This is a genomic window from Mesorhizobium monacense, assembly GCF_056781675.1.
Map to the genome: position 1 here is coordinate 4,669,269 of NZ_CM165567.1, position 15,659 is coordinate 4,684,927.

Here is a 15,659-nt window from a genome sequence, read left to right on the forward strand (position 1 = left end):
GACATGAACGCCGTAGGCCCCGACACCTCCATGCGCTGACATATGCCTTCCCTGTCATAGGGCTGAAGCAGGCGCCGACGGTGGGCCTGAATGCCAGGCTCGCCCCGAAAACCCCATCTGTTGGCCAACGAGAAAGAGCTCTTCCATGTACTCGCGGTCGAACTCCGATCGAGCCGCTTTCATGAATTCTGATGGAATGGAGGTAAACAAAGTGTTCGTGTTGGTTTCGCGAGCGATGCGATCCACTTCCCGCAAGTCCGCTAAGCCCTGGTATTTTGTCAGGGTCGCGATGGATCGGATCGCAAGCGGAAAAGTAGCTTCCTCGGTAGGCTTGTAGTCGGGTGTGAACTTGCCGTTGCGGATCACATAGAGGGTTCGTTCTCTCACACCGCCAAACGCCACTCGCTCGAATCGGGAGAAAATTATCCGCGGTGGCGCGAAGAAGATTTGAGCCGTGACGCCACCATCGACATGTAGTTCGTCGTAGGTGCGTCCATGGACGTTCACGCGTATTCGCACGGGAGGGAAAGCGCCAGGGATGGCGCTCGATGCGAGCAGAACCCGAACGATGAGATCACGACGATCAGGCTGCTGCCTCGCGGCGATCGCCGAAAGATCCCAGATGACGGGGCGCTGAGCGTCAATATTGGTGGTCTGCACGATCAGACGACGCCCCTTGGAGTACTCCCGCGCGATCGCATCTACTAAATCGTCCGTCATGTATTGTTCGATCAAGCGCTTAAGTGGAGCCGTGTCATACCGGGACGATCCGAGGAAACCGAAGATCCCGCGATCGATGACAAGGTCACTGTTGCCGTACTTCGTATATACGTCCTTCAACACTCCGTCATATTGAGGCCCAAGGAAGGCGAACGGGGCGGCAAGTGCGCCTGTCGAGACGCCCGTCACCACCTCGAATTGAGGGCGCAGACCGCTCCGGGTCCATCCGGTGAGAAAGCCGGCAGCAAAGGCGCCATCGCCGCCGCCACCTGAGATGGCCAGAAAGTCGGCTTTCCTGGTGCTTGACCCCAATTCGCCGGCAAGAGCGGACTCCCTGACCTGGCCATATTGCCGGCGGATGCCCGCCTCCATCGCTGGCGTGAACTCGTCGCCCCAGAATCGGATATCGCCGTAGCCGCTGACACGGGCGGCATCAAGTTGCGTCCCCGGCACGGCCACGCGATCGTGCATTGCAAGGCACCCACTCATCATAGCCGCAAAGGTCACAAGTAGAGCCGCGCGGGTTACACGGCCACATGTCATCGCTCGAACCCCTCCAGCAAGAATTCTCCTCAGGATTGCCACCGCCTCTTGTTTCGATTGGGTTCCGCATCTCGCACAGACCGACCATACCGGTCAGGTTCAGCGTCACCGCTCAGAGATAGCTGGGATCGGCGAAGCCCTGCAGGGTTTCGAATCCAGTCTCGTCCATGTCCGTGACATTGGTTTCCTTGCCGATGGCCCGGGCTCCGATTGTCTGGTCGAACAGGCGCATGTTCCAGTAGCCTTCCTCCCTGAACCGCCCCCAGCGCCAGATGGCTAGTCTCGGACGCATCGAGTGAACCATTCAGGCAATCCATGGCAGGTGATCGATGAGCACCAGCACCGAACTTCGATTGTCAGTTCGTCCGAATTGGTTTGCGATCTTCTCTGAGACATGAGGCGTCCTAAGCTAGGACTTCTCTGAACCCGACAAAATCCGTATAAAACTGAAGGTCCTTTTCAAGGAATTCGAAATGCGAAGCCCGGCGATGGCGAGTTCGATCAGCTTCTGGTCTGCTGACAGTGGCCGAAACGGGAAGCTTTAGCGCCGCGGCCAAACGCCTGCGGCGCGCTACGCCCGCCATCAGCTACGCAATCGACACGCTGGAGGCGCAACTCCAAGCGCTAACGGCTGCTTCGCGCCAGAGGTGGACTTGAGACTCCAGCCGCACTCTGCGGATTGTTCTCGGAGCCGACTCTCTTATGAAGTCTAAGCGATAGACTATCCGGCAACGCACCCATAGGATGCAAGAGTCGCCGTCTCAAGGCATTTGCGTGATGACCCAGGATCGCGTTCCGCGCCGCCTCGTAGCAATCCTTGCTGCCGACGTATCAGGCTACAGCCGGCTCATGGAGCAGAACGAGGCTGGAACGCTTGATGTGCTGAGGGCGCAACGTCGCGACATCCTAAGCCCACTGATTGCCAGATACGGCGGTCGTCTGGTCAAGCTCATGGGCGACGGCATACTGATTGAATTCGGCAGCGCCGTTGATGCGGTGCAATGCGCAATTGAGCTTCAGCGCGAAACCGGGCTGGCAAACGACAAGATACCGCATAAATCGCGGATGGTTCTGCGCATTGGCATCAACGTTGGCGACGTGATCGTTGAAGGGGATGACCTCTACGGCGACGGCGTTAACATTGCTGCCCGGCTCGAGGCACTAGGGCAGCCCGGTGACATCTGCATCGCCGGCAATGTCTACGATCAAGTCAGGAAAAAGATTGAAGCCCGATTTGACGATCTTGGCGCAATGGCTCTCAAAAACATCTCCGAGCCGGTACAGGTTTACCGGGTCAAGGCACAGACGCAGACAGCAATATTCAGCGACGATTCGTGGAAGCTGCCGCTGCCGTCAAAGCCGTCCATCGCAGTCCTGCCATTCACAAATATGAGTGGCGAAACCGATCAGGATATGTTTGCCGACGGGCTGACCGAGGACCTCATTACAGACCTCTCGCGCAACACAGGTCTGTTCGTGATCGCCCGACACTCGACTTTCGCATACAAAGGAAAGTCAATCGACGTTCGGTTGATCGCACGCGATCTTGGAGTGCGGTATATTCTGGAGGGCAGCGCTCGACGCTCCGCAGGCCGGGTGCGGGTCAACGTTCAATTGATCGATGCAACCGAAGGAGGTCACCTGTGGGCCGAACGGTTTGATAGGGGGCTTGAGGATATTTTTGCTGTCCAGGATGAAGTGACGGGGCGCATCGTCCAGGAACTCGCGGGGCGTCTCGCTCCACGGCCGGAACGAAACCGACCAAAGGATATTTTGGCCTACGACCTCTGTGTGCGAGCCAGAAGCCTGATTGAGTTCAATGCCGGATCTCCGGCAGCCCGCGAGGCAAGTTTGATCGCGTGGCAGGCCACTGTTGTCGATCCCGGATATGCCGAGGCCTATCGATTGTTAGCATTCGCGCTCTGGCAAGCTTGGGCATTCGCGATCGAGCCGAAAGAGCCATCGAGATCGATTGCGCTGGAGATGGCTTCCCGAGCCGTGCAACTCGATCCGGATGACGCCGCAAACCGGTGGGTGCTCGGTTATCTTTTTGCACATGAGGGAAAATGGGTTGAATCGGAATCGGAATTCTCGGCTGCTCTAGCAATCGATCCGAACCACGCCGACGCTCTGGTCCTCTACTCTGAGACGCTTTCCTTCGACGGTCGTCCTCTTGAGGCTATAGAACTTTTGAAGCGCGCCCTGCGTGTCAATCCGCATCCAGCAGCGTGGTACTACTGGGAGTATGGTTTGGCTTACTACGCCGCGCGCCAGTACGAGCTCGCCTTGGAGATGCTGACTGTCCCCTCGACCTACGCAACTGCCTCCCGACGTGTTTTAGCAGCAACCCTTGCGCAACTTGGGAGAACGGAAGAAGCGAAACGCGAGGCGGCGCAGTTCATGGCCGATAACCCAAAATTCACCATCAGCCACTGGGCGGCGAGCCAGCCTGCACGTGACGAGACAATCGTGCAGCATTTCGTCGAGGGGTATCGCAAGGCCGAACTCGCCGAATAGATATGGTCGGCCCAATCAGCAGTCCTTGTATCCATTCGAGCGTCATGCGTGCCTCGGCGTTTTGTCCCGCCGGCGACAAGCTGATGCGCAGCGCCAGCGCCTGGATGATCTCCCGACAATGCGAGGTCTGCGCCGATTGCTCGACGAAACATTTCCGTGCGGCCTGGAATGCTCAGGATCGGAGGCGCGAAGACCGAGATCGCCTTTGGGTGAACCTTGAAATGGGCCGGTGTCGAGGTGACGATCTCACCATCGGTGTTGACCGGCATCGGCTTCTCCGTCTCGATGTCGAACTCGACGCACCTGGCCGTGCGTACCTCACGCCAGGCGCCATGCGTTCCAGAACGGAACGAGCGGAGCATGAGCGCCAGCTTCCAGAGATTCGTCATTTCCAAGCTATAGAGATCGAGATGTCCGTCATCGATCTCGGCCGTCTCTTCCACAACGTTGCCGCCGCCGTAGTGCCGACCGTTTCCAACCGCGATCTGGTAGGTTTCGGCTTCGATCGCCGCGCCTTTCTCGGTAATCTTCGCGTGAAACCTGGCGGCCCGCGTCAACACTTTCATCGCCGCCAGCGCATAGCCAAGCCTGCCGAAACGCTTCTTCAGAGCGGGGTCCAGACTCTGTGCCAGTTCGGTGCTGAGTCCGATACTCGCGACGTTGAAAAAGGCATGACCATTAACCGTGCCGACATCGATCAGCCGGGTTTGGCCTCGCGCGATCACATCGGCGGCCTGCAGGAGATCCATCGGAATATTGAGTGTGCGAGCGAGGTCATTCGCCGTTCCCATAGGAACGATGCCCATCGGCAGGCCGCTTTCCATTACCGCCATCGCCGCCGACGATACCGAACCATCGCCACCGCACACAACCACAAGATCGGCCGTATGGCGTAAGCGAACGATGTCACGAGCGATCTCAGGCAACGCCTCGAACGTCTCGACGGTGACGGAAAGCCGACCTCCCTCCAGCCGCTCCACAACTGGCGCGATCAGCTCCTGGCCGCGCCGCGCCTTGGGATTGAGGAGCAGCAATGCGCGCCTTTTATCTAATTTGCTCATTCAAAGATCGGTCCGATGGTTCATGGGCTCAACGCACATAAGGTGGCTGCTTCCAGATTGCGACCGCAACCGACGCGTTTGACCCCATCCGGACACACCAGCGCCACGCAGGCTTGCTCCGCCGAGTGGGTAGTGAGATAGGCGCACGACCTCCATACTGGGTATAAGCAGGAGCTTTCCCGAGCGGCACTGGTCATCTCGCACAGTTCAAAGCGCTAGGAGGATTGTCAGGAGATGGCGGCCGACGGCATCCGCGGTGACCTTGTCTCCGCCGCGACATCACGAATGTCGGTGGTTGCGGGGACGCGACGTCTGATCACACGGAACGCAAGGCGCGCGATGCTAACAAGAACGGATAGCCGTCGACATCACGAGAGCGATCAACCAGCGTGAGGAAAGCGCGACCAGATGAAGCGACGGGCGAATTTGCGGATCGCCCGGTGAGAAGCAATCGCCAAATGGCTAAGGAAGGCGCCTTAGCTCCCATTCCTGCAGGTCGCACGGGCCGTGGGCAAGGTGCGGGCAAAGCGTGGGCAAAGCCAAAATTTTGTAAATAAAATCAATGGTCATGGTGGACCCGGAGGGCAGCGTTTTCTACACAAAATCAATATGTTAGCGGCTGTTTCGCCAACCCATATCTCTCGTATGATCTCGTATGGTCTGGCGAACCCGATAACAACAATGACTCCGCTTGAATGTCAGCTCCGCGCTTTTCCGGCTTCTCGAAAGCGGACATCGCAGGATCCATCACCAACGTCGTACTCGCGCGCCATCAACGGACATTGATCGATGGAACCCACGGGCATTGCCCTCACAGCCAAAAGACGAGCCTATGTCCTGACCAGAGCAAGCCGGCGATCCAAAACGATGCGCTCTTTAGTCGGGAAGGCCAGCCTTGCGGTAGCCTTCGACGAAGCGCTGGAGCACTTCCTCGTTGTCGAATGGCTGGGATGTTGCCCAGTGCCTGATGCGGAAATGGGGATCGCTCATCATGAAGAATTCCGCCTCCTGACGGGCTTCATCCAGGCGCCCGAGCTGCGCGAGGGCTGCCGCCAGCATGCGCCGCGACGTGGTGCGGTAGGTTTCCGGCTTGCGTAAGGCGTCGACCGCGGATTGATAGTCGCCGAGCGCATAATAGGCTTGGCCTGCCATCCAATAGTACCATCCCGGTGGGCGCGGATTGAGCCGCAACGCCCGCTTCACGAATTCGACGCCCTTGACCGCGTCGCCCCTCAGGGTGATGAGATCCGAGCGCACCGCCCAGGCATCGGCATGATTGGGATCGAGCTTGAAGGTCGCCTCGAACTCGGCATCCGATTCCGCGAAACGCCGTTCGTGACCAAGTATGATGCCCAGCCCCCAGCGGTTCCCGGCATCGTTAGGGTCGAGCGCAACTGCCCGCTGCGCTTCCGCGAGCGAGCGAGGCTGGTTGGTTTCTTTCGGCTCGTTCCAGAACAGCCAGCCGAGCCAAAGATTGAGGGCCAGCCAGCAATGTGCTTCGGCATAGTCGGGATCGAGTCCGATCGCCTTTTCCAGGAGCATGCGTGCTTCCCGCGCGCCTAACCCGGTCTGAAAACTGACGCCGCGGGCTCGCACGCAGAGGTCATAGGCTTCGAGACTCGTCGGCCGTTTGCGCACCGGCTGTCCGGCCAATCGGCCGACAAGGGCTTCGACGATCTTGGCCGTGACCTCGTCCTGCACTGCAAAGATATCCTCGAGGCTGCTGTCGTAGCGCTCGGCCCAGATATGATCGCCGCCGATCGCGTCGATCAGCTGCGCATTGATGCGCACACGCCCCGCGGCGCGCCGGGCGCTGCCTTCAACCACATAGCGCACCCCAAGATCACGCGCGACCAAACGCACATCGACCGACCGCCCCTTGTAAGCAAAGGTTGAGTTGCGCGCGATGACGAAGAGGCCGGCTGAGCGAGACAGGTCGGTGATCAGGTCTTCGGTCAAGCCGTCGACAAAGGTTTCCTGCACCGGATCGTTGCTCATGTTGGTGAAAGGCAAGACCGCGATCGAGGGCTTGTCGGGCAATTCGAGCGATGCCAGTCGGCCGACCGGAGCGGCTCTCGTAACATGCAGGTTCACGCGATAGCAGTATATCGGCTCGGCTATATTCTTCACCCGCTGCTCGCCCATGGGCTCGAACGCAAACGCCAGCTTCTGCCTGACCTCCTTGGACACCTTCTCCGAAACGCAGATGCCACCGGGCTCGGCGAGTTGTTGGAGACGCGACGCCACGTTCACGCCCTCGCCATAGCGATCGTCCCCTTCGACGATCACTTCTCCAAGGTTGATTCCGATCCGGACTTCGAAGCGCTGATCTTCGGCGACGCTCGCGTTACGCTCCGCCATGCCGCGCTGAAGCGTGACCGCGCATTCGACCGCATCCACCACGCTGCCGAACTCCGCCAGCAGGCCGTCTCCCATCAGCTTGAAGATTCGCCCGTGTCGCGTCGCGATTTCCGGGTCGAACAGCTCTTTGCGGCCACGTTTCAGCCGGTCGAAGGTGCCCGCTTCATCCGCCTCCATGAGCGCCGAGTACCCGACAACATCGATGGCAAGGATGGCAGCGAGCTTCCGCTCCATGTTGAGCCTCGGTCAAGATACGCGACACGCAAGCCGCAGGTCTGAGGCAGGCAGGACCGGCGCCTCCGGCCTTACCGGCCTATGATACCACAGATCACGCCTCTTGAGACTATGGCTCGCGCGACGCCCCAGCTCTCCTGCCGCAGCGCCGCTGACGCGCGTCCGACCGCCTTCGATGTCGATGCGGCCCGCGGACACGCATTTGCGGTTCGCGAGGGCCTCGATGCCACCTGTTCCTATGACGACTACAAGGCGATGATCAGTGGAGAGTTGACTCGCGAGGACAGGATAGACGCCGTCGCCATCTGTACGCCGAATTTCACGCACTTCCCCATCAGCAAGGCGTTCTTGGAAGCGGGCTTTGACGTCATTTGCGAAAAGCCGCTGACGGCGACCCTGGAAGACGCCATCGCACTAGAAAAGCTGGTGCGCGACACCGACAGGTTATGGGCGCGACCTACACGTATTCGGGTTATCCGATGGTGCATGAAGCACGGCACATGGTCGCCACCGGTCAACTCGGAAAGATCCGGACCATCCAGGTCGAATATCCGCTTGAGTGGATGGCGACTGCGATCGAGACAGAGGGCAACGTCCAGGCAGGTTGGCGTACCGATCCCAAAAAGAACGGCAGAGGTGGCTCGATCGGCGACATCGGCACGCATGCCTACCACCTTGCGGGGTCCGTCTCTGGAATTAAGCTCGAGTCGCTTACTGCAGATCTCGCCACGTTCGTTCAAGGGCGGGCGCTCGATGACAACGCGCATGTGATGCTTCGCTATCAAGATGGCGCCCGCGGTCTTGCGATACAAATTTAGTCGCCAAAAGGTAAAATTTCGCAACAAATTCAATAACTTAACTGAACGACGATGGTACCGTTGGCTGGGATCGCTTGCGGCCCTATGCTACTGTTTCTATTTGCTTTTTCCGGTTACGAGGACCGATTTGTATCACAATAGGTATCACAATACGTAGCACGTTTACTGCTGCTTCGTGGGCGCAACCAGAGGTACGCGGTCGAAGCCGCCGCTATATAGTGACATCCTCATGCAATGCCGACTCTGCGCGCGATCCTGCTTCTTTCCGCCGCGGAGTTGAACGCCCTCTTGTCCAAAAATGAAACTGGCGGGCCCGGAGGGCGTGGTAAATATATTGATTTCATTAGATTTTTCGTGGGCCAAAATCAGAAATCTTCCCGTATCGTTCCGTATGCTCCCGCGACGCCATACAGTCCAGTCTAGCTAACCTCGTTTGCGAACGTTCGGAGCCATGCTCGAGAATGACCGCATTGAGGCCGGAAGCAGAAGGTCGAGTTTTGCGCGGCCCGGGACGAAAGCGGATACCTATAGGTGGCGCAGCTCCGGACGTTTTTCTCTGGTCACGGCTTGGCGGAACCGCTTTCAGGAAAAAAGGCACTGCCTGCTGGCTAGCGCTATCCGGGAAAATATCAGTGATACGGCCCTCTGAGATTCAATTTTTCAACCCCAAGGCAAAAGCGATTGATCAACCGAACAAGCTCCCCGCCTTGTTCAGCGATGACCTTGCCGCGCTGCTCTGCCAGCGCGATTGAAAGAGCCTTCCACAGCTGGGCCTGGCGCTCACTAAGATAGGCAAGTTCAGTACATTGCTCTGCGGTCAATTTCCTGAGGTCGCGTGCCGTAACCGGTCCGATGCCGGGAGGGGTCGTCGCCCCAAGGGAAAGATAGCCCGGCGGCACGGTGCCTTTCGCATTCGCCACCGATTTGCGGCAGATGACATCGAACAGCTGGTCGACAGCCTGTTTGGCGCCGGCAACGCGCGAAGGATGGTCGGTATCGGCCGCGGCGTGCGGCAAGAGTTCAAGTTTGTCGCCATGCCTTTCGACGAGGTCGAGATAGGGCAGCATCGGGCCCGACAGACGCCCGGTCGATGCATCGCTAAAGAGATCGGCATCGATGGCGGCATGGCGCACCTGCCCTGTATCCAGGGCGTCGCCCAGAGCCGCTACGTCGACAAGCTCGCCACGATCGCAATTGACCAACACCGCGCCCTTGTTTATGCGGGAGAGGACATCCCCGCCGATAAGCCCGGCATTGGCGTAGCGGCCGGTTTGCGCATCCTGCTTGCCCAGGCCGACATGGACGCTCAGCACATCGGCGCCTTCAGCCGCATACTCGAGGTCCCCCGCAAAGGCGAAACCCTCGGCTTCCACCCAGTCGCGGTGCCGCGGCCTTGCGTGGATCACTACGCACATGCCGAAGGCGCGGGCGAGCTTGGCGACCTCGCGGCCAATATTGCCGTAGCCGATGACGGCAATCGTCTTGCCTTCGAGCTTCTCGGTCGGAAAATCGCGCAGCTCCCTGCCGGTGTCGAAGGCGCCGCGCGCCACCCGCTCGTGAAGCGTGTCGACCGGAAGATCCGGCAGCACTTTCAGAATCGCCTTCATCACCATCTGCGCCGTGGCGCGGCTGTTGATGCCGGGCGTGTTCATCAGCACCGCGGTGCCGCCCTCGCCACTGCCGCCGCCCCAGGAGCGCGAGCCCATATTGCCGGTGCCGGCGCCGATCCGCACGCCGGCCAGCGGAAAGACGGTTTCTGCGGGCAGGAAAGTCGCGGCGGCGATGACGGCGTCGTAGCGTCCATCGCCGGCGGCTTCGATCAGCTCTTCGCGCGTGCTGAGGTCCGGCTGGTAAAAGAAATGCACCTGGCCATGTTCGAGGTCCGCTTTGTCTCCAAGCGCGGATAGGTGAAAGCGGCCGCCCTTGGCCTCGATATGGGCGCGCACTTCGCTTGGATCAGGCTTGCCGTCAGGTCCGAAGCGCAGGCCGACCAGATCGCAGATCAGCACGGCGTAGACGCTTTGCGGATCGATCGGCTCCGCGGCCTGTGCGCTGGTGTTTGCGGTCACGTCGTTTCCCTCATGCAAGAACGGCAGGCCCGCTGCAGCAGGCTGTCCTGAATAATCAGAACCTATCCGCCCGGAAAGGCGTCAGATCGATCGCCGGCGGCAAACCAGCGGCAAGCTGCGACACGATCTTGCCGGTGACGGCGCCGCCAATGAGGCCCTGATGGCCGTGGCCGAAGGCGTAGATAACGTTCTTAGCCCGCGACGCCCGGTCGATGACCGGAATGCTGTCGGGGGTTCCCGGCCGATGGCCCATCCAGCGCGTGACCTCACCGACCTCCAGCCTCCTGAACATCGGCCTGGCCTGCTTCAGCAGAACATCCGCCCGGTTCATGTCGGCGGGCGCCGTCAGGCCGGCGAATTCGACATTGCCGGCGATCCGCAGGCCGTCTTCCATCGGCGAGGCGACGAACTTGCGGTCGGCCGAAATGGTCTGGATGCGCAGGCCGGTATCGGCCCCCTTGACCATGATGTGGTAGCCACGCTCGCTCTCCAGCGGAATGCGGTCGCCAAGCTTGCGGGCGAGATCGCCCGACCAGGCGCCGGCGCACAGCACCACGGTTTCGACCGGCATCCGCCCGCCGCCTTCCAGCCGCAGCGCCGAGGGACCATTGGCCGCCATGTCGAAGCCGATCACTTTCGCCCTGATGAAGCGCGCACCCTGGCGTGCCGCATGTTCGGCAAGCCTGGTGACAAGCCGGCCGGGATTGGGACACTGCCCCTGTTCGGGCAGATAGACCGCGCTCTTGAAGATCGGCGCCAGAGCCGGTTCGAGCTGGCGGATTTCGTCGGCATCGAGGATGTCGACCTTGACGCCATGCTCGCGCCGCAGCCCGAGGCCATAGGCGCCTTTCGTCGGGCCATCAGCCGTTTCGTGCACGAAGAGCTGCCCACGTTTCTGCAACAGATCCTCGCAGCCGGCGGCCTTGATCAGCGGCTCGTAGCACTCGAATGTGTAGCGGTGCAGCGAGCGCATCGCCGTCGATATCGCCTCGACGCGCGGCTTGCGGCTGGCGGCGAGGAAGCGCAGCAGCCAGGGCAGCGCGTGCGGCAGATAGGCGAGCCGCACGATCAACGGACCTTCCGGATCCATCAGCCATTTCGGCACGTTGCGAAGCACGCCCGGCATCGCGTTCGGGATGCAGGATCCCGGGCAGATGCCGCCGGCATTGCCGAAGGAGCACTGCTCCTCCGATCCCGGCAAAGCCGGATCGACCACCTCGACGGCAAAACCGTGCTCAAGCAGATAGTTCGCGGTGCAGACGCCAATGATGCCGGCGCCGATGACCGTCACCTTGCCGCGCGACGTGCCTGTCGATGTCATGGCGATCGATCCGTTGTACCAATCAGGGCGCGATCGCGCTCGGCGTGCCGGCGCGGAAGGCCGGCAGCGAACGTGCCACCATCTGCTGCAGCATGCGGAAGTCGGAGAGGTAAGCCATGAAGCGATAGCCCAGCTTGCGCATGTCGACGCCATAGGCGACCGAGCCGCAATGGATGCCGGGAATGACGCCGGCTTCCTTGCACTTGGCGGCGATGTATTCGATCGCCTCGTAGACCGCCGGATAGCGCGGATCGAAACCGGGCGCCTCGCCCATGGTGACCGCAAGGTCCGAAGGGCCGACGAAGATCGCGTCGAGGTTCGGCGTCTTCAGTATGTCTTCCAGGTTCTTCACCGCCTGCTCGCTCTCGATCATCGCCATGGTGATGATGGTGTCGTTGGCGTGCTGGAAATAGTCGGCGCCGGCATAGAGCGAGGCGCGCAGCGGGCCGACGCTGCGGCCGCCCTTGGGGAAGTAGCGGCAGGCCTTGACGAAGGCATCGGCTTCCTCGGCGGTGTTGACCATCGGGCAGATCACGCCATAGGCGCCGGCATCGAGCACCTTGCCGATGATCGCCGGATCATTCCACGGCACACGCACCATCGGCGTCGTGTCCGTCGTCGAGATCGCCTGCAGCATCGGCACCGCGTCGACATAGTCCGTCGCGCCATGCTGGAGGTCGACCGTCAGCGCGTCCCAGCCCTGCTGGGCCATCAGTTCCGCCGAGATCGACGACGGAATGCCGAGCCAGCCCGTCACCACTTCGCCGCCGGCGGCCCAGATATCCTTCACCTTGTTCTTGCGCATAGCCTTGAGGTCCTTTGCTATTGTCGGGAATTCAAAATCAGGTCCGCCGCCTTTTCAGCGATGGCGATGGTGGTGATGTTGGTGTTGGCGGCGATGATCGTGGGCATGATCGAGGCATCGACGACTCGCAGGCCCTGCACGCCGCGCACGCGGCACTCGGCGTCCAGCACCGCCAGCGGGTCGCTGTCGGCGCCCATCTTGCAGGTGCCCGAGACATGCCAGCCCGACCAGACGGATTGCTTGACCCAATCGGCAATCAGCTCTTCATTGCCGAGCATCGCCTGGATACGGTCGGTGGTGCCGAACTTGCGTTTGAGCAAGGTCTCGCGGAAGAACGGCGCGTAGTCGAAGAGGTAGGCCGCGGTCGCGGTCTTGACCCAGTTCGATGGCTTGCGGACGCTGAGCGCGCGCGCCTCGTCGCTGTAGCCGGCCAGGAACCAGGTGTTGACGTGCTGCTGGACATCGGGCGATTGCATGATCCTGCAGATGCGCCTGAAGCCGTCGACCAGGCGCATCAGGTCGCGGCCGTCGGAGGCCATGTTCAGATCGACGATCGGCTCATCGGTCTGCACAGCGGACTTCAACGCCACGGTGCCGCGCGAATAGGATTTGTTGACACAGACATTGAGCGCGCCCATCGCCTTGCCGAGCGGATGCCAGCCGGCGCGGTTGACCGGCATCAGAAGCATGTCGCCCGGATGGCAGCCGGCATAGTTGGAAGAGTATCTGACGCCCAGGAAGATGTGGCGCCGCTGACCGGGCTTGAGCCGCGCGGATTTCTTGAAATGCGCGCCGACGGCAATATGCGGATGATCGGTCAGGTTCTCGCCGACACCGGGGCGGTCGGCGACCACTTCGATGCCCAGCCGCTTCAGCTGTGCCGCCGGACCAATGCCGGCGCGAAGCAGGATGGCCGGCGAATGCAGGGCACCGGCTGATACGATGGTCTCGCCGGCGCTGTAGATCGTCGTGCGGCCAGCGATCGTCACCTCGACACCGGTGATGCGCGTTCCCTTGGTCACCAGTCTCTCAACGAAGGCATTGGCGAAGATGTGCAGGTTCTTGCGGGCGCGCACCTCGGCGTCGAGATAGCCGATCGCAGTCGACACGCGGCGATCGTTCTCGTTCGACAGTGGCAGCGGGAACGAGCCATCCTCGAAACTGCCATTGTAGTCCGGCCGATAGGGGTACTCGCTTTCCGTCTGCTTGAGCACGGATCTGGTGAAACCGGCCCAATCCTTTGGAAAGACGCGGCGGATCGGAATCCGGCCGGTCTTGTTGTGAAGCTCGCCATCGAAATCGAGGTCGCGCTCGAGCTTCTTGAGATAGGGCAGCATGCCGTCCCATCCCCAGCCGGGCAGGCCGAGACCTTCCCATTCATCATAGTCGTGCGGCAGGCCGCGCACGGCGAACTGGCCGTTGATGCTGGAGCCGCCGCCCATCACCTTGGCCTGTTCGAGCTTGGCCGTCTTGACCACTTGCGCATTCTGCTTGGGCGAGCGGTTGAAGACGCGCAGTTCCGTCCAATGGTATTTCGGGTCGAAATAGGAAAGGCCGGGATAGCTGTCGGCGATCACCTCCGGCACGTCGTCCGGAGGCGTGTCGGGCCCAGCTTCGAAAAGCGCCACTTGCTTGGTACCGTTTTCGGAAAGACGGCTGGCAAGCACGGCTCCGGCCGAGCCGCCACCGACGATGATGTAGTCGAATTGCATGTGCTTGCGCTCGCTCAGGCGTAATTGGCCCAGATGGCCTTCTGGCGCAGGAACGCCTCGATGCCGGCACGGCCCATGTCCTTGCCGAAACCGGAGCCCTTGTAGCCGCCGGCCGGATAGGTGAACTCCGGGCCGCGTCCGTGCTGGTTGATCCAGACCATGCCGGCGTCGATCGAATCCGCCGCCTTGAGCGCCTTCTTCAGATCCGTGGTGTGGACGCTGGCGGCGAGCCCGTAGACCGGATGCGCCGCCAAAGCGAGGCCTTCCTCGAGATCGGCAAAGGTGCGTACGGTCAGCACCGGACCAAAAAACTCATCCTTGAAACCGATATTGTCGTCGGAGACGTTTTCGAGAATCGTCGGCGCGAAGAAACTGCCTTCGTTGCGGCCCTCCAGCACCGTGCCGCCGGTGACCACCGAGGCGCCCTCACCGATGCTGGCACGGACCATCGTGTCGATGCGCTCGAGCTGCTTGCGACTGATGATCGGCGCGAAGGTCGTCGTCTCGTCCCAGGTCGGCCCGGCCTTGATCGCCTTGGTGCGAGCGATGACACGTTCGACAAGCTGATCGGCGATCTTGTCCTCGACGATCAGCCGCGAACCGGCCGTGCAGACCTGGCCGGCATTGTCCATGAAGGCCGCCGCGACGCGGCCGGCCACGACATCGATATCGCCAGCATCGGCCAGCACCAGCTGCGGGCTCTTGCCGCCAAGTTCGAGCGTAACGGGTTTGATGCCTGACTGGGCGGCCAGCGTCATGATGGCGACACCCGTCTGCGTCGAGCCGGTAAAGGAGATTTTCAGAATATTGGGATGGCGTACGATCGCCGCGCCCGTCGTGTGACCGTAACCATTGACGACATTGAACAGGCCTGCCGGAACCCCGGCCCTCGCCGCAAGCTCCGCCAGAGCCAGAAGGCTGTGCGGTGTCAGTTCCGAGGTCTTCATCACCACGGCATTGCCGGCGGCCAGCGCCGGGGCGAATTTCCAGGCCGCGGTGATCATCGGGAAATTCCAGGGAACGATCGCGCCGACAATGCCGTAGGGCTCATGCTTGACGATGCTGAGTGCATTCGCCTCGGTCGCGGTGACCGTGCCTTCGATCTTGTCGCAGAACTCGGCATAGTAGCGCACCACGCCGGCGGTACGCACCGCGTCGCGGGCAATCGTCATCGAGATCAGCCGGCTCGATCCCATCGCTTCCAGCTGACCGAGATAGGTCGCGTTCTCCTCGATCAGCGCCGCGAAACGCATCAGCACGGCGGCGCGGTCGCGTGGCGCGATCTTAGCCCAGCGGCTCTGCACCAGCGCCTTTTTGGCGGCATCGACGGTTTGCTGCACCGCCGCTTCGCCGCCATCGGTGATCATCCCCATGGGCTGGAGATCGGAGGGGCGGAGGACCTCGATCTCCGCGCCAGGCAGTTCAATGTACTGCCCGCCAATGTGATGGCCCCTGGGAATGGCGATTGTGGCTGGATCGAAACTCAGTGTCATTGATG

The 15,659-nt window shown here is 61.1% G+C and carries 10 protein-coding genes and 3 pseudogenes; 4 read left to right on the plus strand and 9 right to left on the minus strand.

Features of this window, described 5'->3' with window-relative positions; all coding sequences use genetic code 11:
* Positions 1 to 54 precede the first annotated feature (54 nt).
* A complete protein-coding gene (locus AC1RUK_RS22530; RefSeq protein WP_481838882.1) occupies positions 55 to 1,191 on the minus strand; it encodes a patatin-like phospholipase family protein in 1,137 nt (378 codons plus the stop codon).
* 184 nt (positions 1,192 to 1,375) lie between these two features.
* Positions 1,376 to 1,555 (minus strand): hypothetical protein, encoded by a 180-nt coding sequence (locus AC1RUK_RS22535; RefSeq protein WP_436170882.1) that lies wholly within the window; start codon positions 1,553 to 1,555, stop codon positions 1,376 to 1,378.
* Between the two features lie 221 nt (positions 1,556 to 1,776).
* Here AC1RUK_RS22535 and AC1RUK_RS22540 point away from each other — a divergent pair.
* Positions 1,777 to 1,884: pseudogene (locus AC1RUK_RS22540) on the plus strand (LysR family transcriptional regulator); the annotation flags it as partial.
* A gap of 156 nt (positions 1,885 to 2,040) precedes the next feature.
* Positions 2,041 to 3,780, plus strand: coding sequence for an adenylate/guanylate cyclase domain-containing protein (locus AC1RUK_RS22545; RefSeq protein ID WP_481838881.1), 1,740 nt, complete (start codon positions 2,041 to 2,043; stop codon positions 3,778 to 3,780).
* Between the two features lie 239 nt (positions 3,781 to 4,019).
* On the opposite strand, the pseudogene AC1RUK_RS22550 reads toward AC1RUK_RS22545, so the two are convergent.
* A pseudogene (locus tag AC1RUK_RS22550) lies at positions 4,020 to 4,841 on the minus strand (lipid kinase); the annotation flags it as partial.
* Positions 4,842 to 5,717: 876 nt separating this feature from the next.
* The gene (locus tag AC1RUK_RS22555; RefSeq protein ID WP_481838880.1) at positions 5,718 to 7,436 is read right to left on the minus strand and encodes an adenylate/guanylate cyclase domain-containing protein; all 1,719 of its coding nucleotides are present in this window, start codon (positions 7,434 to 7,436) and stop codon (positions 5,718 to 5,720) included.
* Positions 7,437 to 7,547: 111 nt separating this feature from the next.
* Here AC1RUK_RS22555 and AC1RUK_RS22560 point away from each other — a divergent pair.
* Positions 7,548 to 7,820: pseudogene (locus AC1RUK_RS22560) on the plus strand (Gfo/Idh/MocA family oxidoreductase); the annotation flags it as partial.
* Between the two features lie 62 nt (positions 7,821 to 7,882).
* The gene (locus tag AC1RUK_RS22565) at positions 7,883 to 8,254 is read left to right on the plus strand and encodes a Gfo/Idh/MocA family protein (RefSeq protein ID WP_481838879.1); all 372 of its coding nucleotides are present in this window, start codon (positions 7,883 to 7,885) and stop codon (positions 8,252 to 8,254) included.
* Positions 8,255 to 8,883: 629 nt separating this feature from the next.
* Here the strand turns inward: AC1RUK_RS22565 and AC1RUK_RS22570 are convergent.
* From AC1RUK_RS22570 to AC1RUK_RS22590, 5 genes are read right to left on the minus strand one after another with little or no spacing between them, the layout of a single operon-like run.
* Complete coding sequence (locus AC1RUK_RS22570) at positions 8,884 to 10,323, minus strand: NAD(P)-dependent oxidoreductase (RefSeq protein WP_481838878.1); 1,440 nt, start codon at positions 10,321 to 10,323, stop codon at positions 8,884 to 8,886.
* A gap of 55 nt (positions 10,324 to 10,378) precedes the next feature.
* On the minus strand, positions 10,379 to 11,644 hold the full coding sequence (locus AC1RUK_RS22575) for an NAD(P)/FAD-dependent oxidoreductase (protein ID WP_481838877.1): 1,266 nt from the start codon (positions 11,642 to 11,644) through the stop codon (positions 10,379 to 10,381).
* Between the two features lie 22 nt (positions 11,645 to 11,666).
* On the minus strand, positions 11,667 to 12,449 hold the full coding sequence (locus AC1RUK_RS22580) for an HpcH/HpaI aldolase family protein (protein WP_064987889.1): 783 nt from the start codon (positions 12,447 to 12,449) through the stop codon (positions 11,667 to 11,669).
* Between the two features lie 17 nt (positions 12,450 to 12,466).
* On the minus strand, positions 12,467 to 14,161 hold the full coding sequence (locus AC1RUK_RS22585) for a GMC family oxidoreductase (protein ID WP_481838876.1): 1,695 nt from the start codon (positions 14,159 to 14,161) through the stop codon (positions 12,467 to 12,469).
* Between the two features lie 14 nt (positions 14,162 to 14,175).
* Positions 14,176 to 15,654: an aldehyde dehydrogenase family protein gene (locus tag AC1RUK_RS22590; protein ID WP_481838875.1), complete on the minus strand. Its 1,479-nt coding sequence runs from the start codon at positions 15,652 to 15,654 to the stop codon at positions 14,176 to 14,178.
* Positions 15,655 to 15,659: the final 5 nt, after the last annotated feature.

Coding starts and splice junctions, on each gene's coding strand:
- AC1RUK_RS22530 (WP_481838882.1), bottom strand. CDS start 1,191: ATGCACGATCGCGTGGCCGTGCCGGGGACGCAACTTGATGCCGCCCGT.
- AC1RUK_RS22535 (WP_436170882.1), bottom strand. CDS start 1,555: ATGCGTCCGAGACTAGCCATCTGGCGCTGGGGGCGGTTCAGGGAGGAA.
- AC1RUK_RS22545 (WP_481838881.1), top strand. CDS start 2,041: ATGACCCAGGATCGCGTTCCGCGCCGCCTCGTAGCAATCCTTGCTGCC.
- AC1RUK_RS22555 (WP_481838880.1), bottom strand. CDS start 7,436: ATGGAGCGGAAGCTCGCTGCCATCCTTGCCATCGATGTTGTCGGGTAC.
- AC1RUK_RS22565 (WP_481838879.1), top strand. CDS start 7,883: ATGGGCGCGACCTACACGTATTCGGGTTATCCGATGGTGCATGAAGCA.
- AC1RUK_RS22575 (WP_481838877.1), bottom strand. CDS start 11,644: ATGACATCGACAGGCACGTCGCGCGGCAAGGTGACGGTCATCGGCGCC.
- AC1RUK_RS22580 (WP_064987889.1), bottom strand. CDS start 12,449: ATGCGCAAGAACAAGGTGAAGGATATCTGGGCCGCCGGCGGCGAAGTG.
- AC1RUK_RS22585 (WP_481838876.1), bottom strand. CDS start 14,161: ATGCAATTCGACTACATCATCGTCGGTGGCGGCTCGGCCGGAGCCGTG.
- AC1RUK_RS22590 (WP_481838875.1), bottom strand. CDS start 15,654: ATGACACTGAGTTTCGATCCAGCCACAATCGCCATTCCCAGGGGCCAT.